Raw genomic sequence first — 20,101 nt, forward strand, 5'->3', positions numbered from 1 at the left:
CTGAGAAAAATGATTGCCCTCCTGGTCTCTTAATATTATTCCGGGCTTGATTGCCAGATCAATTTAACGCTGGCGTTCCAAAAATTGAAATATACGCACTCAAGTATCCGGCGTAGCGTTTAAGCCAGCAGGGAAAATGCTTAATGCCGCTGGCTATCGCCATTAGAAATTCAAATACACTAAGAGATACTATTCAATGAACGACAAAACGTTAAACAGCAAAATTATAAAGAAAGATGACCTAACAGAAACAACCTACGCCATTAACTCCTTCCATCCCAAGACAGAAACAGAAAAATATAGTTATACTTCGGCTCGTGTGATGAAACCGGTTTATAACAAGTATAAAAAAGGCTCAGCCAAAACTAAGGTATTTGGTTACTACACTGACTGGTCACAATATGACGGAAGATTGGAGGATAAATTCGGCGAAGATGACTGTGGCGCAGGCTACGATTTAGCCAACCTCCCCGCTACCGCTTTTGATAAAATCATTTTTGGCTTTATTGGAATTGTGGGTGACCAAGGTGAAAAAGCGGCCGTCATTGCCAAAGCTGCCGCCCAACAAAATAAGGTACTGCATGAACCGACTTTCCTTGATCCCTGGGGTGATTTCCAGTCTTATCGCAATTGCGGTTTAGCGGCAGGAGGCGGTGAAATCGATGTTGCTACTGTAACCCAGGAGAACTCAAAAGGCGTGCTTGGCGGGCTGCGTGATCTCCAACAGAAAGCCAAAACTGTAGGTCACGAGCTGGTACTTTCGATGAGTATTGGCGGCTGGACCATGAGTCATGCTTTCCACGAACTGGCAAAAACACCTACTGGCCGCACTACTTTTGCTTTAGGCGTAGTTAAGCTCTTCAAGCAATTTCCGATGTTTAGTGAACTTGATATAGATTGGGAATACCCGGGTGATAAAGGTAATAATAATCCGTTTGGTCCTGAAGATGGCGATAATTATGTAGCGTTAATTAGAGAGTTGCAGGGACAATTTGTTGCAGCGAATATTGCTCACATCAAAATCAGCATTGCCGCTTCCGCTGTTATTTCTAAAATTCAGCATAGTAAAATTAAAGAATTAATTCATGCTGGTTTGCATGGTATCAATCTCATGACCTACGACTACTTCGGGACGCCTTGGGCCACCAAATTAGCGCATCATACTAATCTGTTACCTTCTGAACTTGACGGTGATGCAGTAGATACCGTTATTCAATATTTGATTGAACAAGGCGTTGCTTCCGAGAATATTAATATTGGTTATGCCGGTTATTCGCGCAATGCTCAAAATGCCGAAATCGAGACGTTGTCACCGTTGAAAGGCACCTATAAACCTGTAGCTGACAAAAAAACCACGGGTACTCTTGAATCAGGCACCTCAGTTTGGGCCGATATTATTTATAATTATCTAGATCTGGAAAATCAGTGCGGCCGTAACGGCTTTGATGTTTATACCGACCAAGTTGCTGATGCCGACTACCTTTATAATAAAGGTAGTAAGTTCTTTATGTCGATTGATACCCCTCGCACGGTCAAAGCCAAGGGTGAATATGCCGCTAAACATAATCTGGGTGGCGTATTTACCTGGACTATCGATCAGGATAACGGCGTTCTGATTAATGCTGCCCGCGAAGGTTTGGGTTATGAAATAGAAAGTGAAGTTATTGATATGCAGCCTTTCTATTTTGAAGGGATTAATGTTGTTAAGGATGCGATTAAGCCAGTTGATGAAACCAAACCTGTTAATGAAGTCATCAACCCTTTCGTAAAAGGCACTATCGAATTAACCGTAGTAGGAGGTGCTTCCATTCAACTCACTGCAAAAGGCTATGAAGGTGCGGGATTAACTTACCAATGGATTAAACCACAAGGCATTGTTACAACAGAAAGATCAACACACACAATCGAAATAAAAGTGCCTAAGGTTACTGTACCTACTCAATTAACCTTCCAATTGAATGTTGAAGATAGGCAAAACTTTGCACGACACAACCCCTATTATGTTCTCAATGTCGTAAATTCCATGGACAACATTACTGTTGATGAAAAGCCAATTGATGAAAAACCTGTCAATGAAAAGCCTATTGATAATACCGATACTAAACCTAATGGCAATTGCTCGGCTTGGGACGAAAAAAGCCATGTTTATAGCAAAGGTAATAAAGTTTCGTTTGGCGGCGTAACTTATCTTTGTATAAATCCACATACGTCTAATTCAGGCTGGGCACCCGGTGTTGCTTTCACTTTATGGCAGCCGATTGCTTAAAAAGAGAATTGAAAATCTAGACGCATAAAAGAAACCCGGCCATCTGCGCCGGGTTTCACGTTTATATTGCTGCCACTCCATGCTTAACGCGGCCTAGATATCTTTAACCGCGACACCATTTTGGCTGTCAAAACCAACGCGTCCGATAAACGGCAAACGCAGCGCCGGATGTTTGAAATCGATACCAAGATTAAGCCCCAGCACGTTGAATTCAAAGCCCTCCTGCGAACCGACCGTCACGCCTAAAATTCCCAGCGCAGAAACTTGAACCCCCTTCCCTGACGGCGGCAAACCCACCGGATGACTCAATGGACGATAGTCTTTGCCAATAGCGTTCGACGGCAAATCAAGTTTAAGTTCAGGCACTTCGCGGCCAATGTGCGCCATAAAGGTGTTGCTGTTAGGTCCTGGCCAGGCATGGTAAGAATGTGGGAACGGATAGCTTTTAATCGCTGCTTCAATTTTCGGGATCATCGCTTCGGCGGCCGCACCTCTATGATCAACCAGAATTCTAGGCTTTGAGCCAAACCAGTAACCGTCGGGAATGGCATAGTTTTGACGCACCACGTCATCCCTTCCCCAACCAATTACGTCGTAACGGGTATACGATGTTTCTCCGGCTCGTTTGAAAATAATCCACGGATGCACCGCAAACAGTCCACGCCAGCCGTAGGTAGGCGCGGTATAAATTTCGACAATCGCCGTGTCGCGCAGCTTTACAGGATCGGGCGCTAACGAGGCAGAATCACGACGAGTGGTCGACCAATTATGGCTTATCGGTTCATCTTTGGTTTGAGAAGCTTTGGCATAACTGTAACCAAAGGAGAGCAATAAAATACACAGGTAACATAGGCCAAACCATTTAAGATAAGTCATAGATTTTTCACATATTCCTTAGAATGTCTTTAAACCCTAGGATAAAAAAAGGGCTGTAGCAAGTTAACGAAATAGCCATATAAAGTGCTTATGAAACAAACGCCCACTGGCGGTAAATTGCGCAGTTAAAATGAACATATTTCACTAGATATCAATGGATAAGACTATAGGAATCTCTGTATAGTATTCTCGCTGCACATTATTTGACTATATTTCAAAAAAGCATGTTTCGAATAAGCATGTTTCAAATATAAGAGATACGTATTCATGAAGAAATTGCTGTTATCCGCGCTCATCGCTACCTCCGTCGTTATGCTCTCCGCCTGCAAACAGGCTGACGATAACAAAGTAAAAGTCGCCATTAATACCGGTCCTGATCAGGCTATTTGGCAAGTGGTACAGAAAGTGGCCAAAGATAAATATAATCTGGACGTTGATGTCGTCTCTTTCAATGATTATGTTCTGCCGAATGAATCCTTGAACAGCAAAGATGTTGATGCCAACGCATTCCAAAGTCTGCCTTATCTCGAAGCGCAGTCTAAAGAGCGCGGTTATCACTTTGCGATTCTAACCAAAACCTTTATTTTCCCGATTGCAGCCTATTCCAAGAAAATCAAAAACATCAAAGATCTGCCAGAAGGCGCGACGATTACTATTTCCAACGAAGCGACCACCCTTGGCCGCAGCCTTCTGCTGTTACAAGCTCAAGGTCTTATCAAGTTGAAAGACGGTGTCGGCTATCTGCCTACTACACTTGACGTCACCGAGAATCCAAAAAATCTTAAGCTGGTTCAAGTAGATACCCCGCAATTGACGCGCACGCTTGATGATCCTAACGTTACGCTCTCTATCATCAACACTAACTTCTCTTCACAGGTTGGCCTGTCCGCTTCGCGCGATGGTCTATTCATGGAAGACGCGGCATCTCCGTATGTGAATGCGCTGGTTGCCCGCGAAGATGATAAAGACAGCAAGAAGCTGCAAGAGTTGACGGAAGCGTTTAAAAATCCGGCCGTCGCAGAAAAAGCCAAAGAAGTTTATAAAGGCGACGCTATTCCAGCCTGGTAAGCCCTACCCAATAATTCTTAATCCGGCAGTGAACGCTGTCGGATTAGTTATAGCGACGAGTAGTCTTGGAACCTTATCAATCTCAACGTACTATTAATCCTAGGTTCGCATAAATCCTAGAGTCGCATTAATCCTAGAGTCGCATTAATCCTAGAGTCACATTAATCTCATAGCCACGTCTGATTTTTGCATGTTAGTATCCAGAAACTTTTGTAAGTTTACTTACAGCAAATGTAAATGACTGACGAGATTACTATGAGAACATCCTTTGTTATTTTGACATGGAATCGAGGAGCGATGCTTCCTGTTTGTCTAGAAGCGTTATATCGCTCAATCAATGACAAGAAGCAGTCGGAAATCATTATTTTCAATAATGCATCGACCGATAATACCCCAAGCATACTGGCAGCCTTTAAGGAAAAATATCAGGACAGTATCACAATCAGAGTGGTTAATAATGCCACAAACCTTGGACTCAATGCTTATAAGCAGCTGATGCCGATGGCCAAGGGTGACTATATCATCGAGGTTGATGATGACGTGCTCGAATTCCCCGATGCTGTCGACGATGTGTTTGTAAAATATCTCAACACCTTCAAAAAATTCGGTTTCCTTTGCCTTGATGTGGTCAAAAATGAACACACCAACGGCGCTAAACCGCCAGAAGATCAGTATCACGATTTTTCAGTCGATGGGCTTACCGTGCAGATTGGTCCTACCGGCGGATGGTGTGCCGGTTTTCGAAGAAAAGATTATCGTATCATTTCGTTTATCTTTGAGAAGTTCACTAAGCTGGGCTTCAACAATGGCGAAGACGCGGTTATCTCTCGCTACTTCAGAAGGCTCGGCAAAAAATCTGGCGTGATTAAAGACGTTAAATGTTTCCACGCCGTTGGCCCTTACTATGCCAAACAGTATGGTTCGCTCGACCGCGACATCGAAAAATATGAAACCGCTGGCATTACCTACCTGTCGGATGAATATAAAAACCATCGCTAAAGTTTGTTGAAAGCCTTCACGCGTAAGATAACGCTCCTCGCAAATCGCTAAACGATTCTTTGAGCATCTCGCCGCCAGTTAACGCTGGCGGATAATATTTTTCCTCTCTTAACCCCCTATTTACCCTCTGTTAACACCCTGATTGTACAACAGTTGCGCACTTGAACCTCTTCGTTCAACAAACCTTTACCTAACGATTAGAAAATAACCCCTCATATCGCGCGTTTTTTGAACTAAACTGATCGCGCTACGTGAAATCTGAAATTCTTTTGCCCCTCTTGGTCAGCAGAAATCACGTAGGGCAACTCAATTTGAGTTAATGCCCATTTAATCAACTACCTATTGATTACCAATGGAAAAGCGTAAACATCTATACACAAAATTATTGATTGAGTCATGGGTCAAAAAGCCCTATATTGGCCGCGCTTTAACAACAGCAGTTACCTTTTTAATTCATTTATTCAACCGTGATGTTTGTAAAAACCTCGGTTGTAGGAGAGATATGATGACGGATAAAGTCCGTATTGATACTTTAGGTGCTAATTCATTAAACCAAAACAATGAAACCTATTTGGCGAGACAAGCTGAATTTGAATCGAATGTTAGGAGTTATCCACGCAAGTTGCCGTTCGCGATCGCGAAAGCTTTAGGCGTGTGGATCACCGACGTTGAGAATAATCAATATCTTGACTGCCTGGCCGGTGCGGGTACGCTTGCGCTTGGACATAATCACCCTGACATACTGCAAAGCATCCAAAATGTCATTACTAGCGGCTTGCCGTTACATACGCTTGATCTGACAACGCCGTTGAAAGATAAGTTCTCTGATTACCTGCTGTCAATTCTGCCAGGTCAGGGTAAAGAGTATTGCCTGCAGTTCACCGGCCCTTCCGGTGCTGACGCAGTTGAAGCCGCACTTAAGCTGGCTAAAAAATATACCGGCCGTACCAGCGTAATCAGCTTCTCCGGCGGTTACCACGGTATGACCCACGGCGCGCTGGCGGTAACGGGTAACCTGTCACCGAAAGAAGCCGTAAACGGCATGATGCCAGAAGTCCAGTTTATGCCTTATCCGCACCTGTACCGCTGCCCGCTGGGCATTGGCGGTGACGCGGGCGTGAAAGCACTGACTTACTACTTCGAAAACCTGATCAACGATGTCGAAAGTGGCGTGCGCAAACCTGCGGCCGTTATTCTTGAAGCCGTTCAGGGCGAAGGCGGCGTGAACCCGGCTCCGGTCGAATGGTTGCAGCGCATCCGTAAAGTGACTCAGGAACACGGCATTCTGCTGATCATCGATGAAGTTCAGGCTGGCTTTGGCCGTACCGGCAAGCTGTTCGCCTTCGAACACGCTGGCATCGAGCCAGACATTATCGTGATGTCCAAAGCAGTGGGCGGCGGTTTGCCGTTGGCCGTATTGGGTATCAAAAAACAGTTCGATGCGTGGGAACCAGGTCACCACACTGGCACCTTCCGCGGCAACCAGCTGGCGATGGCTACCGGTTTGACCACTCTGCAACACCTGAAAGACAACAACATTCCAGAGAAAGTTGCTGCTCAGGGTGAATGGCTGAAAGGCAAACTGGCCGAGATGCAAAAACGCTACCCAGTGCTGGGCAACGTGCGCGGCTTGGGTCTGATGCTCGGTATCGAGATTGTTAAACCAAACGAAGCTCCGGATCACATGGGTTCATACCCTGCCGACGGCGCGCTTTCTGCTCTGCTGCAGAAAAAATGTTTCGAAAACGGGCTGATTCTCGAGCGCGGCGGCCGTCATGGCGCGGTGTTGCGTCTGCTGCCTTCCCTGTTGATTACCAATGCTGAATTGGAAATCTTCCTGGATAAATTCGAAAACGCCCTGCTGTGTGCTGGCATTAAACCTCTTTAAGTGAAGTGAGTTTCGTGATGTCTAAGTTGAACCCGATCCTGGCCGCTTCTGCGCAAAGCACTGAAGCCTACAAGCAAGCTATCGCTCAGAGTAGCCAGGCCGTCGTGCAGTGGCTGCAACAGCCTGAAATGTATCAGGGAAAATCCGTTGCAGAACTGCGTGAACGCATCACGCTGGATTTCAATCCTCAAGGCCTGGGCAACCAGGCTGCGATTGAGCGTGCAATTGAGTACTTTTTAAAAGATAGCCTGTCAGTTCACCACCCTCAGTGTGTGGCGCACCTGCACTGCCCAAGCCTGGTTGTTAGCCAGGCAGCGGAAGTGCTGATCAATGCGACCAACCAGAGCATGGACTCCTGGGACCAAAGCCCGTCCGCGACCATTATCGAAATGAAACTGATCGAATGGCTGCGTACTCAGGTTGGCTATCAGCCTGGCGACGCTGGCGTATTCACCAGTGGCGGCACGCAGAGCAATCTGATGGGTCTGATGTTGGCGCGTGACGCATTCTTTGCGCGCCAGGGTCACTCAGTTCAGCAGGATGGTTTGACCGGTAATCTCAAGAAAATCAAAGTATTCTGTTCTGAACATGCACACTTCTCCGTGCAGAAGAACATGGCGCTGCTTGGTTTGGGTTATCAGTCCGTCACTCTGGTTAAAACTGACGAATTCTCGCGTATGGATCTTAACGATCTGACCGCGAAAATCGAGCAGGCACAGGCGAACGGCGAACAGATTCTGGCTATCGTTGCGACGGCGGGTACTACCGATGCCGGCGCTATCGACCCACTGCGCGCAATCGCAGGTCTGGCGGCGAAGCATGACATCTGGATGCACGTTGACGCAGCATGGGGCGGCGCCCTTCTGCTGTCTGAAAAATATCGTGACTATCTGGACGGCATCGAGCTCGTGGATTCCATCACTCTGGACTTCCATAAGCAGTTCTTCCAGACCATCAGCTGTGGCGCATTCTTGCTGAAAGAAGCCCGTCACTACGAGCTGATGCGCTATCAGGCGGCGTACCTGAACTCAGAATTTGACGAAGCTCAGGGCGTGCCGAATCTGGTCTCTAAATCGCTGCAAACCACTCGTCGTTTCGATGCATTGAAACTGTGGATGGGTCTGGAAGCGCTGGGTCAGAAGCAGTATGCCGAGATTATCGATCACGGTGTCACTTTGGCGCAGGACGTTGCACAGTACGTTATCGAACAGCCAGAGCTTGAGTTGGTGATGAAGCCACAGCTGGCGAGCGTGCTGTTCCGTTATCGTCCAGAAGCGATGGCAACCAGCGGTGACGCAGCAATTGCGCTGTTTAACCAGCGTATCGGCGATGCCCTGCTGGATTCTGGCCGCGCTAACGTAGGCGTGACAGAGCACAACGGTGTAACCTGCCTGAAGCTGACTCTGCTGAACCCAACGGTCACGCTGGAAGATATCAAAGTTCTGCTGGCGCTGGTCGATACCACCGCAAAACAGCTGCTGAACGCGTAATTTTCATTTGAAAATACGTTTTCTTAGATAGCGTTTGAAAGCCGATAACCTCACCGTTATCGGCTTTTTCTTTTTAAGTGCGTTAGAACTTATTAAACGTATCAAAACGTATTAAGCATTTTAGAACTTCTCCGGCAATTCGGTGCTGAGTTCACCGCTGTAGCCGTAAATATTCGCTACCCCACTTGTTGCACCAACGCAGACATGGAATTTTTCGCCTGCCTTACGACGACCTACAACTTTGAATGATTCTGGAGTAGCCTCACAGTCGTAGGTTTTATATTCCCAGCTTCCGCTAGAAGTTTTATAACCACACGTCGCGCGTTGCGTCGTTAATGCCCCGGCCATTGAATAAGCTGATAACTCACCTTCAAAAACAAAACCTGTAGGGCCATCTGCGCGCACTCTGCCTTCAAGGCGAACGTCATACTTGGTGTTTTCGAAACAGTCTTCTGTGATATAAGTCGGTTTCAGCGCTTGCCATGGGCCGCCCGCCTCAACCGTTATCTTGTCGCAATAGTCATATTGACCACTTAGACCTTCATTGAACCCCAACCGAAAATCCACCTCTTCATTTGATACTCTTCTGCCTTTCCCTTCGACGTTAAAAGTATTATCGCTTCCACCCTCGAGTGTGAATTCCTGATAAGTAAATTCATCCGAATAACCGCCATGACCTAGGCGCACCGTATTGCTAAAACTTTCCCCTGAACGGTTCAATGGGCAGTGAGCGGTCAGTTTTCCAGAAAATTTATAGCCCGTAGCGCCATCAGGTTCAATCGTTCCCTCAAAGCTCGCTTCGGATTGATAATGAGTTTTATAGTACAATTTGAATGCAGGCATAGGATAAATCTCCACATATTTGACATTGAAAAGCTTTAACGACTAATACATAAGTAAATCTTAATTAAAGCTAGCCAATATTTATTGTCCTGGCAAATTTCAACGCGGTCTAACACCTCTTTCGGTCACCCTTTTATTCATCAAATCTATGGTTAACGCTTTATAAGAAGCTTTTATTGATTGTTTTTATCTCTAAGGTTTGTATAAGGGATTATTAAGTAATTTTGAATGTTGTAACTATAAAAATGCGATTCAAAATCCGCTTACAATATTGCACCCTCTCAAACCGGCAAGTTCTGAATGAGTGATTACACTTATCTTTATTAAGGTATTTGTTTCATTAAATCAGGAGTCTCCAATGACCACTAAACGACGCTCGGTGCCCGGCATTCATCCCTACGACGGTCCGGCAGGCGGTTGGGGAGCGCTTAAAGCTACGGCGATTGCCGTTCGTAATCAAATGGATACGCTAACTGCCCCTGCTACTTTGCTGCGAACCAACCAACCCGACGGTTTTGACTGCCCCGGCTGTGCGTGGCCAGATAAAGAGCAGCACTCCACTTTCCAATTTTGCGAAAACGGGGCCAAAGCGGTTACCTGGGAGGCGACCAGCAAACGCCTGACGCCAGAGTTTCTGGCAAAAAATACCGTGACCTCCCTGCTCGAGAAATCCGATTTTGAACTGGAAGATTACGGACGCATCACCCATCCGCTGCGTTACGATGCCGAAACCGATACTCTGCGCCCTATCGAATGGCCTGACGCTTTCGAACGAATCGGCAAGGCATTGCGCGCCATGCCTTCACCCGATAGCGTCGAGTTTTATACTTCGGGCCGAACATCAAACGAAGCCGCTTACCTGTTCCAACTGTTTGCCCGCGAATTCGGCACCAACAATTTCCCCGACTGTTCCAACATGTGCCACGAGGCGACCAGCGTCGGGCTGCCGCAGTCTATCGGCATCGGCAAAGGCACGGTTTCGCTGGAAGATTTCGACAAAACCGAGCTGATTATTTCGATTGGTCACAATCCTGGTACTAACCATCCGCGCATGATGGGCACCCTTCACGAAGCCGCGCGGCGCAAGGTGCCGATTATCGTTTTCAATCCGTTGAAAGAACGCGCGCTTGAACGTTTTGCCGATCCGCAAAACGTTAGGGAGATGGCGACCTACAGTTCGACCAATATTGCTTCGACCTATTTTCAAGTGAAAGCCGGCGGCGATGCGGCGGCCATCAAAGGGATAATGAAAGCCCTATTGGAAATGGATGCTGAAACCGGCAACCTGCTCGATAACGCGTTTATTGCTGAACACACTCAAGGATTTGACCTGCTCGCGCTGGATATGAAAACCACCGAGTGGCAAGGCATCGAGAAAGAGTCTGGCCTGACCCGTGATCAGCTTAAACAGGTCGCCGAGCTTTATGCCAAATCAAACGCTACGATTGTTACTTACGGCATGGGCATTACCCAACATAACAAAGGCACCGCCAACGTGCGGTTGATTGCCGACCTGCTGCTGTTGCGCGGTAATTTTGGCAAGCCGGGCGCGGGAATTTGCCCGCTTCGTGGACATTCCAACGTGCAGGGAAACCGCACGGTCGGCATTACCGAGAAGCCAACGGCCGCGTTTCTGGAAAAAATTGAGCAGGTTTTCGGTTTTGAACCACCGAAAGAACACGGGCATGACGCCGTAAAAGCGATGGAAGCGATGGTGGCGGGCACGGCTAAAGCGCTTATCTGCGTGGGCGGTAACTTTGCCGTTGCCATGCCCGACCCAGAAAAGAGCTTTAAAGCCATGAAGGCGCTCGACCTGAGTGTTCAGGTAGGCACCAAGCTAAATCTTTCGCATTTGCTTGTCGCCAAAGAACATTTTGTATTCCCCTGCTTGGGTCGTACGGAATTGGATCTGCAAGCCAGCGGCCGTCAGGCGATCACGGTAGAAGATTCGATGTCGATGGTTCACGCCTCTTCCGGAAAATTAAAACCCGCCTCAAAGCAGCTGCTTTCTGAAATTGATATCGTCGGGCGTATGGCCAAAGCTACGCTTCCAGAAACCAAAGTGCCGTGGATGGAGCTGGTTGCCGATTATCGTCTGATCCGCGATTTGATTGAGAAAACCATTCCGGGATTCGACGATTACAATGCGCGAATCGATAAGCCAAACGGTTTTCGAATGCCGCTGCCGCCTACCGAACGAAAGTGGCCGACGCCAACCGGCAAGGCGATGTTCTCGGTTTTCGAAGGCGTTAATGAAGATCAGGTGGTGGAAGGCGATGACGTGCTGCGCATGGTGACGTTGCGCAGCCATGATCAATACAACACCACGATTTATGGCATGGACGATCGCTATCGCGGCGTGTTTGGTCGTCGCGACATTTTGTTTATGAATGATGTCGATTTAGAGCAGCGAGGGCTGGAGCACGGCGATTTGGTCGATATTGAATCGCGAGTTGAAGGCTGTGATTTGCGACTGGAAAATATCACCGTTGTCGCTTACGACATTGCGCCCGGCTCTGTCGGTGCCTATTATCCTGAGGCTAACGTATTAATTCCGCTGAGTTATTATGATAAGGAGAGTGGCACGCCTTCTTATAAATCGGCCCCGGTTCGGGTTATCAAACACGCTATCGCCAGTTAATACCGCCTCCTCACCTCCGTAATTACGGAGGTGAGGTTTAGCGCTAAGCCTTTATTGATAAGTATTAGCCGCTAAGCATTAGCCGATAAGCATTAGCAGATAAGCACGCCCAGATTCATCACTAATTGCCCCTCTTTCATATAAGCGCTCCGCGCCTGACGTAACACTACGCCACTAACCGGTGCGGCCAATTCCCGCGGTGCGGCAGCCTTGCCACTTAAAGGATAAAGCAAGGCAACCGGCTCACCCTGTGTGACACTGTCACCCAAACTCACCAGATGTTCAATCACGCCCTGCTGTGGCGCAAGCAGTTGAGCTTCAGGCCCGGCGTTAACATGCAGACCGGTAAACGGCTGTGGCTCGATGAGGGTTTGCAGCACGCCCGCCGCCGTAAGTGCGCGTAAAACTCCGTCGTGAATAGTCGACAACTCTTCCGCACGCAGCACTCCGCCGCCGCCTTCAATTTCAACCGAGGCGATATTCGCCGCCAACGCCGCGCCACAGATGGTCGAGTCGACGCCCGTTACGTGCTGCACATAACGGTAGCCCCAGGCTTCCATAATGGTTGTTAATTCTGCGTCGCTGACCTTGCAACTCTCTGAGCTAAAACCGAAAATCATCGGCACCACGTTGATGTCATTGCCGCCCGTGTGTGCGTCAATCAGTAAATCGGTCGACGGGAAAACCTCACGGGTGATAAAAGCCGCTAAACGCTCTGTTGGCGTGCCGTCGGCTTTGCCCGGAAAAACGCGATTCATATTTTGCCCGTCGACAGGTGAAACGCGCGCCCCGCTCTGCGCCGCCGGGTAGTTAATGGCCGGAATGATGATCAGTCGGCCAGTAATTTGCTCAGTTTCAAGGGATTCGGCAAGATGACGCAGCACGGTTTGCGGCTCGTATTCATCGCCGTGAATTCCCGCGCACAGCAGCACCGTCGGGCCTGCGCCATTGTTGATGCAACATAAGAAATCGCTTTGAACATTGATCCCTTTTCCCGAAATTTCGCCGGCAATCGTCGATAAATCAAAGAAATGTTTGCCCGCTTTATTAATATCAAAAGTGTTAGCCATCTTATAATCCTTCCAAAGCATCGTTAATCAGGGTCATCGGCTGGTAAAAGCGCGCCGAGGTAAACGCCGCCAACGCCGCCGGACGCTCGCCTTTAATCAGCCATTCGCTCATGAATTGGGTGATACCCAATGAAATGGCGAAACCGTGGCCGGTCCAGCCGTAACCGTAAAGGGTGTTCTCCAGCGCCAGCGGTTTATCGACCACCGGGATCCCGTCGATAGAGACCGTTTCTACGCGCGAGGCATCGGCTTTAACGAACGAGGAGTTATCGATAAACGGAAACGCGGCGATCGCATCAGCGAGATTATTGGCGGTAGAACTCAACGAGCCTTTCCACAATCCTTCTGCCGTATAGCTCACGCTCGCGCCGCCCGAAAGCATTAACGTGCCGTCGACAATCTGCTTCACCGCCAGTTTGCGATGCGCGTGCGACAGCAGATGATTAATCTTTTTGTTCAGCGGATTGGTGACGTAAATCATCTGCGGCATTAAGTGCCACAGCGGCGCTTTCTCTTTTTCGTGCAGATACGGATTGAGCAGCGCCTGCGTGCCCGCGTTGGCGGTCAAAATCAGCTGGCTGCCCACGGCAATCGTTTCACCGCTTTCAAGCTTAACGCCCGTTGCGCGACCACCTTCGGCCAGAATCTCCGAGACTTTTGCGCCAGTGCGAATTACCGCGCCCGCTTTTATCGCCTCGGCGGCAAACTGCTGGGTGGCAAAGGTGTGGTCGCACACGCCGTCATTGGGGCAATAAATGGCGCCAATCAGCGAGCGCGTCAGCTCTGGCTCGCGCTCAAGAGTTTGCTCGAGATTGAGAATTTCAGACGGCGCGCCGAGCCGAGTTTGCGTCAGCGCCATCGCCTCCATTTGCCCGCGAACTTCGTGCTCACGATAACCGTAAGGCACGTCGAATACCTGCAGGCCGCCGATCCGGCGATAGCCTACGCCGTGCTCAAACTCCTGCTGGTATTTTTGCCACAGCGCCAACGCGACGGCGGCGACGGGTAATTCACGTGGATCACGACGATTGGCCCGCACGCCGCGCTCGCCCGGACCGCCCGATGCGCCCGACGCAATCTCGCCGCCTTCGAGCAGCAGCACGCTTTTGCCCGCTTTTGCGAGCTGATACGCGAGGCTGGAACCGTAAATGCCCCCACCGACGATAACGAATTCACTTGCTTGACTGGACATGGCTGTTCCTTCCTTTTCAGTAAAATGGCTCAATGAGGTTGAGTGTTCTGAGTGATTACAGTGGTGATTACAGTGGCTAGCGCATAGGCTAAACCGCGACAAAATGGCACAGGGCGGCGTCGTCACGACCGGCAAGCCGATGGACGGCGGGTGAATCTTCCGCGCAGCAGCGTGGCACTTCACCTTCAGGCGTCGCGACCACGCCCTGCACCTCGCCCGACAATGCCAGCTGTCGCGCTTTCGGGCAGCGAGTATGGAATGCACAACCCGTGGGCACGGCCAGCGGACTGGGAATCGATCCGCGCAACACCTGCGGGGCAACGTCGCGCAGCGCCAACGGGTCGCTCTCGGGAACCAGTGACATCAGGCTTTGGGTATAAGGATGACGCGGTGCGCCACAGACTTCGCGCACGCTGCCTTGTTCAACGAAACGCCCGAGATACATCACCCCGACGCGATCGGCCATGTGCGCGACCAGCGCCAAATCGTGGGTGATCATCACGTAGGTCAGTCCGAGGTCGCGCTGTAAATCCTGAAGCAGATTAATGATTTGCGCCTGCACGGAGACGTCAAGCGCGCTTACCGGCTCGTCGAGCACCAGAATTTCAGGTTCGCAGATAATGGCGCGCGCGATGGCGGCGCGCTGCCGCTGTCCGCCCGACAGTTCGTGTGGAAAGCGCGGCAAATGCTGCACGCTGAGGCCAACTTGGCGGATCACCGTTTCAATCCGTTGAACTCTGGCCTCTTTTTGCGGATGCAAACCGTGAACCTGCAACGCCTCGCGCAGCGTGTCGAATACCGTCATGCGCGGATCCAGCGACGCGCGTGGGTCTTGCAACACCAGCTGCACGGAACGCCGCATCGCCCTTCGTGCCTTTGGCGTTAACGTTGACTGCGACACGCCGTTGATTTTGACCTCGCCCTCGGTCGGATCCAGTAACCCAACCACCAGCCGCGCCAGTGAACTCTTGCCGGAACCCGATTCGCCGACAATCGCGAAACATTCGCCGCGCTTGACGGTAAACGACACGTTATCCACCGCGCGCACCACCGGCCTTGGCGCGGCGGTGAAATATTGCCGCGCGCCGGTAAAATGTCGGCTGACACTTTCAGCGATAATCAAATCTTCGCCCTTGGCTGGCCAGCGTTGCGCGACCTTCTCTGTTGACTCTGATTGGATAGACGATGGGCGATTAAACATGAGAAGCCTCCTCGGCGAACACGCACGCCACCTGACGCGCCAGCAACATTCTCGCCGGCGGAACCGATGCAGCACAGGCGCTGCGGCCACGGCTGCGTTGACAGCGACTGAGGAAAGCGCATCCTTCCACCAGCGGACCAATCGACGGCGGCTCGCCCGAAATCGTGGTTAAACGTTCGGCCCCATTTTCACCGGCGTGAGGCGTGCAGGCGCGCAACGCCTGGCTATACGGATGCAGCGGCTGACGAAAAACGGTTTCAACCGCGCCCGTCTCCACCAGCCGACCGGCATACATAATCGCGACGCTGTCGGCATAGCGCGCCACCAGATTAAGGTCGTGCGTCACGAGAAGAATTGCCATCCCGCGTTGCTGTTGAATTTTGCGCAGTAACAGCAGCAACTGTTGCTGAATAGTCACGTCGAGCGCGCTGGTTGGCTCATCGGCCAGCAGCACGGCGGGATTCTGCGCCAACGCGATAGCAATCACGATGCGCTGTTTCATACCGCCGGAAAACTGATGCGGATACATATCGAGCCGCTTTTCCGGATCCGAAATTTCGACGTCACGCAGCAGCGCGATACAGCGTTGACGAATCTGAACGCGCGTCAGTTTTTCGACCGTTTTCACCGCCTCGGCAAGCTGCGCCCCAATAGTCATGACCGGATTAAGCGCGCTGGCGGCATCTTGAAACACAATGCCGATTTTCTCTCGACGCAGCGCACGAATCGCCTGATTTGACAGTCCCTGAGTAGGTTGCCCGTCAATATCAACCTTTCCCGCGACAATCGACACTTCCCCCGGATTAATCAGCGTGCCAATTACCCGCAGCAAGGTACTTTTACCGGAACCCGATTCGCCCACCACCGCCAGCGTTTTCCCGCGTTCAAGGGTGAGATCGACACCGCGCACCACGTCCAGCAGCCCTTTCGGCGTTCTAAAGGCAATCTGCAAATCTTTAACTTCAACGACGTGAGCGGGATGAGGAATAGAGGAAGGCGTCAGCGGCCCGTTCTTGCCCTTGCCAATGAGCTGTTTAAGCAGCGACGGACGAGAAGGAATACGTTTCGAGAGCGGATCGTAAATCGTTCTTAGCGCCTCGCCGAGCAGGTTAAAGGCCAGCGCCGACAGCGCCAGAAATACGCCCGGAAACGCCAGCAGTGAGGGATTACTGCGAATATAGGAGCGCGCTTCCCCGAGCATAGTGCCCCATTCCGGATCCGGCGGCTGCACGCCCAGCCCAAGAAAGCCGAGACCCGAGGCCGAAAGCAGCGTGGAGGCAAACAGCAGGCTGGAAAGTGTCAGCAAGGGACCACTAATATTAGGCATCACGTGACGCAGCACCACGCGCAGCGGCGGACAACCCAGCGACACGCTTCCCTCTATATAGGGTTCCGCCAGCGTACTTTGGGTAATCGCCCTCGTAGAGCGGGCAAACACCGGCACCGAAATCAGCCCGACGGCAATAATAATGTTCTGCGTACTGGCGCCAAAAATAGCCACCACCGCCAGCGCAAAAATAATATCCGGAAAACTCAGCAGCACGTCCATCGCGCGCATCACCAGCGATTCTATCCAGCCTCCCTTCCAGGCAGAAAGCACGCCCAGCGGCACGCCAATCACAAAGGCCAGCAGCACGCCGCCGATACCAATACCAATTGAAGTACGCGCGCCGGTCAGAATACGACTCAATACGTCACGCCCAAGCTGATCGGTACCAAACCAGTGTTGCATCGTCGGCCCTTGCAGCGTCGCCGCAAAATCTTGTGCGAGAGGATCGATAGGCGCGATCATTGGCCCAAACAGCGCCAGCAAGGCGTAGCAGATAACCAGCGTCAGGCCGATAGCGCCTTTAGGCTGACGATAAATAGCGCCTAGTGCCGTCCAACGCGAAGGTCGGCGAAAAGCTGTCGCGGCAGGATTTTTTACGGGGCTCACGAACAGTCGCCCTTCTGTTTTCTTACTCTCTGTAATCATCTTAACCCCGTTCACTTTGCAGGGACGCGCGCGGATCGAGCCACAGGGTGAGCAGATCGGTCGCCAGATTAATCAACACGAAAAATACCGAGAACAGCAGAATGGTATATTGAATCACCGGATAATCGGCGCTTGAGACGGAATCCACCAGCAGACGCCCCACACCCGGCACGCCAAATACCGTTTCCGTCACTACCGAGCCGCCCAGCATCGCGCCGAACTGCACGCCAATCACGCTAATGGCGGCAATCAGAGAATTACGCAGCGCGTGAAACAGAATCACCCGTGTTTCACTCAACCCTTTGGCGCGGGCGGTATCCAGATAATCTTTACTCATCGCCTCGAGCAGGCTGGCCGTGACCAACCGACTAAACATCGCCGCCGGACGTGAAGCCACCACCATAATCGGCAGCACAAAGTGTTTCCAGGTCGTGGCGCCCGCCGCCGGAAGCCAGCCGAGCCAGACGGCAAAGAACCAGATACACAGCAGGCCGAGCCAGTAGATGGGCATTGAAATTCCGGCCAGCGTTAACAGCGTAATAACCGTATCCAGCAGCCCGCCCTGACGCAGCGCACAGACAATGCCGCCAATAGTGCCAAGCAGCAGCCCCACCAGCAGGCCACCCACGGCGACAATCAGGGTATTCGGCAGTCGCGATTCAATCTCGACCGCCACGGGCCGATGAGTACGAAACGAGGTCATGACCGACGGATCGACCATGCCCTGTAAAAATCGCCCATAACGCACCACCAGCGGATCGTTAAGCCCAAGCGAATCGCGGATAACCGCCACCTCTTCATTACTCGCCATCTGACCCGCCAGCATGCGCGCTGGGTCGCCGGGGATAAAATCCACCAGAAAAAACACCAGCAGCGAGACGATAAACACCGTCGGTACCGCCGAAAGCAGACGTTTCACAATAAACATGCGTTCCCCTTGGGCTGGTGTGGAATTAGTTCAACGTGACCTGATCGAAATCCATGGTTTCATCCGGGCGCACCTTAAAGCCCTGCACCTTATTCGAGACGCCAAGTGCCTGATTCTGATACCACAGGAAGATAAACGGCATTTGCTGCCAGACGATGGTCTGGATCTCGCCATAAATCTGCTTCTGCTTGTCAGGGTCAGTGGTTGCGCGTCCTTCATCCAGCAGCGCATCGACTTTCGGGTCGCTAAAACCACTGGTATTGGCGCTTACACCCGTATGGAAGAGACGGTAAAGCGTATAGTCCATGCCGGCAGTACCGCGACCCAACATGCCAAGATTATCCGGGCGTTTTGCCGGCGGCAGAGAGACGATTTGCGTCCAGGTGCCGCGATCCACCACGTGTGCCGTCGCTTTAATCCCGACGTTTTGCAGCGAACCCGCTACGGCCTGACACACGGCGGCATCTTTGATATAGCGCCCCGTCGGGCAGGTCAGCGTAATCGCCAGTTTGCCCGGCCCATAACCGGCCTCCGCCAGCAGCTTCTTGGCCTGCGCGGGGTCAAACGGGATCGGCTCGAAGGTCTTACGCAGCGAATCCTGCGTGCCCGGCCCGACCATGCCCACAGAGGGAATGGCCATTCCGCCCAGCACGCCCTTGATAATGCCCGCGCGGTCAATCGCCAGATTCATCGCCTTGCGCACCCGTAAATCTTGCAGCGGGCCGCGCATCACGATTTCCATATTGATGGAGAACATACTCGGCGGCATGATGACCTTGGCGGTCGACAGCGCGTTAATCTGCGCCACGGACTCTGGCGGCACGCGTTCAACGATGTCGGTATCGCCCGTTTCAAGCAGCGCCATCCGCGAGGCGTCTTCAGGGACGACGGTAAAATCAATCGATTTCAGTTTTGCCGGACGATCGCCCTGATATTTCGGATTCGGCACCAGACGATAACTTTCCCCGCCGATGAACGAATCCACCAGATACGGTCCGCTACCAATCGGCTTATGACCATACTCCGCGCCCATCTTGTCTGCGGCCTTCACATTCACAATGCTGCCACTTTCATTGGCCAGCAACAGCAGCACGTGGCCGTTTGGCGCCGACATATGAAACTCGATGGTATCGTCACCCACGGCTTTCACCGTACCGAGCGCGGTATAAATGCCGCGATAAATAGAGCCGTTCTTCTCCGACAGCAGACGATTGAAGCTCGTCACCACGGCGGCGGCATCCAGCGGGTCGCCATTGCTAAACACGTGGCCCGTTTGAATCTTCACGGTTAAGACTTTGCCGTCGGCCGAAAAGTGATAATCGGTTGCCAGACTTTTTTGCACGGCATTTTTGTCATCGAGACGGAACAACCCTTCATAGACCAGCCCTTCAACCGTATCGCCGGTAGGCAGGTCATTAAATTGCGGGTCAAGCGTGGCTGGGTCAGCACCGACGGCGACACGAAGAGTCTGCGTGGGCGCAGCGTAGGCGGCGGAAGTGGCAAGCGCCAGCAGGGATAACGAAAACAGGGAGGAGCGAACGCAGGTGATCAGACTCATTTCTTTTCCTCTGTCAGGTGATAAAAGTAAATACTGATATACCAATGAAGAATAAGGATTTTTAGCACCCTTATGGGAGAGCGATACGTCCTTTTGTCGAGAAATC

14 protein-coding genes are annotated in these 20,101 nt (G+C 51.2%); 6 read left to right on the forward strand and 8 right to left on the reverse strand.

The genetic code is table 11. The features are described 5' to 3' along the window. Window positions 1–196: 196 nt before the first annotated feature. Window positions 197–2,266 (forward strand): glycosyl hydrolase family 18 protein, encoded by a 2,070-nt coding sequence (locus SC206_RS09515; protein WP_332736525.1) that lies wholly within the window; start codon window positions 197–199, stop codon window positions 2,264–2,266. A gap of 93 nt (window positions 2,267–2,359) precedes the next feature. Here SC206_RS09515 and SC206_RS09520 read toward each other — a convergent pair whose 3' ends face one another. After that, window positions 2,360–3,142: a DUF3750 domain-containing protein gene (locus tag SC206_RS09520; RefSeq protein WP_332736527.1), complete on the reverse strand. Its 783-nt coding sequence runs from the start codon at window positions 3,140–3,142 to the stop codon at window positions 2,360–2,362. 267 nt (window positions 3,143–3,409) lie between these two features. Between SC206_RS09520 and SC206_RS09525 the strand changes: the two genes are divergently transcribed. The 4 genes from SC206_RS09525 to SC206_RS09540 all read left to right on the forward strand — a co-directional run bounded on the left by SC206_RS09525 (window position 3,410) and on the right by SC206_RS09540 (window position 8,587). Then, window positions 3,410–4,210, forward strand: a complete 801-nt coding sequence (locus SC206_RS09525) for a MetQ/NlpA family ABC transporter substrate-binding protein (RefSeq protein ID WP_332736529.1) — start codon at window positions 3,410–3,412, stop codon at window positions 4,208–4,210. A 237-nt stretch (window positions 4,211–4,447) separates the two neighbouring features. Further along, window positions 4,448–5,209 carry a glycosyltransferase family 2 protein gene (locus SC206_RS09530; RefSeq protein WP_332736531.1) on the forward strand — a complete coding sequence of 254 codons (762 nt, stop codon included), beginning with the start codon at window positions 4,448–4,450 and terminating at the stop codon, window positions 5,207–5,209. Window positions 5,210–5,711: 502 nt separating this feature from the next. Then, window positions 5,712–7,097 (forward strand): diaminobutyrate--2-oxoglutarate transaminase, encoded by a 1,386-nt coding sequence (locus SC206_RS09535; RefSeq protein ID WP_332736533.1) that lies wholly within the window; start codon window positions 5,712–5,714, stop codon window positions 7,095–7,097. 17 nt (window positions 7,098–7,114) lie between these two features. Next, complete coding sequence (locus SC206_RS09540; RefSeq protein WP_332736535.1) at window positions 7,115–8,587, forward strand: pyridoxal phosphate-dependent decarboxylase family protein; 1,473 nt, start codon at window positions 7,115–7,117, stop codon at window positions 8,585–8,587. A 120-nt stretch (window positions 8,588–8,707) separates the two neighbouring features. Here the strand turns inward: SC206_RS09540 and SC206_RS09545 are convergent, their stop codons facing one another. Continuing rightward, window positions 8,708–9,430: a hypothetical protein gene (locus SC206_RS09545; protein ID WP_332736537.1), complete on the reverse strand. Its 723-nt coding sequence runs from the start codon at window positions 9,428–9,430 to the stop codon at window positions 8,708–8,710. Window positions 9,431–9,788: 358 nt separating this feature from the next. Between SC206_RS09545 and SC206_RS09550 the strand changes: the two genes are divergently transcribed. Next, window positions 9,789–12,071, forward strand: coding sequence for an FdhF/YdeP family oxidoreductase (locus SC206_RS09550; RefSeq protein ID WP_332736539.1), 2,283 nt, complete (start codon window positions 9,789–9,791; stop codon window positions 12,069–12,071). Between the two features lie 92 nt (window positions 12,072–12,163). Here SC206_RS09550 and SC206_RS09555 read toward each other — a convergent pair whose 3' ends face one another. The 6 genes from SC206_RS09555 to SC206_RS09580 form a co-directional block, all read right to left on the reverse strand. After that, complete coding sequence (locus tag SC206_RS09555; RefSeq protein WP_332736541.1) at window positions 12,164–13,141, reverse strand: succinylglutamate desuccinylase/aspartoacylase domain-containing protein; 978 nt, start codon at window positions 13,139–13,141, stop codon at window positions 12,164–12,166. Between the two features lies 1 nt (window position 13,142). Beyond that, a complete protein-coding gene (locus SC206_RS09560) occupies window positions 13,143–14,333 on the reverse strand; it encodes an NAD(P)/FAD-dependent oxidoreductase (protein WP_332736543.1) in 1,191 nt (396 codons plus the stop codon). Window positions 14,334–14,421: 88 nt separating this feature from the next. Continuing rightward, window positions 14,422–15,534 (reverse strand): ABC transporter ATP-binding protein, encoded by a 1,113-nt coding sequence (locus SC206_RS09565; protein WP_332736545.1) that lies wholly within the window; start codon window positions 15,532–15,534, stop codon window positions 14,422–14,424. Continuing rightward, on the reverse strand, window positions 15,527–17,470 hold the full coding sequence (locus SC206_RS09570; protein ID WP_332736547.1) for a dipeptide/oligopeptide/nickel ABC transporter permease/ATP-binding protein: 1,944 nt from the start codon (window positions 17,468–17,470) through the stop codon (window positions 15,527–15,529). Before SC206_RS09570 ends, SC206_RS09565 begins: the two co-directional genes overlap by 8 nt. A 40-nt stretch (window positions 17,471–17,510) precedes the next feature. Then, window positions 17,511–18,437 (reverse strand): ABC transporter permease, encoded by a 927-nt coding sequence (locus tag SC206_RS09575; RefSeq protein ID WP_332736549.1) that lies wholly within the window; start codon window positions 18,435–18,437, stop codon window positions 17,511–17,513. 25 nt (window positions 18,438–18,462) lie between these two features. Next, a complete protein-coding gene (locus SC206_RS09580; RefSeq protein WP_332736550.1) occupies window positions 18,463–19,995 on the reverse strand; it encodes an ABC transporter substrate-binding protein in 1,533 nt (510 codons plus the stop codon). Between the last annotated feature and the right edge of the window lie 106 nt (window positions 19,996–20,101).

Source organism: Rouxiella sp. T17, from assembly GCF_036663475.1.
Taxonomy (GTDB): domain Bacteria; phylum Pseudomonadota; class Gammaproteobacteria; order Enterobacterales; family Enterobacteriaceae; genus Rouxiella.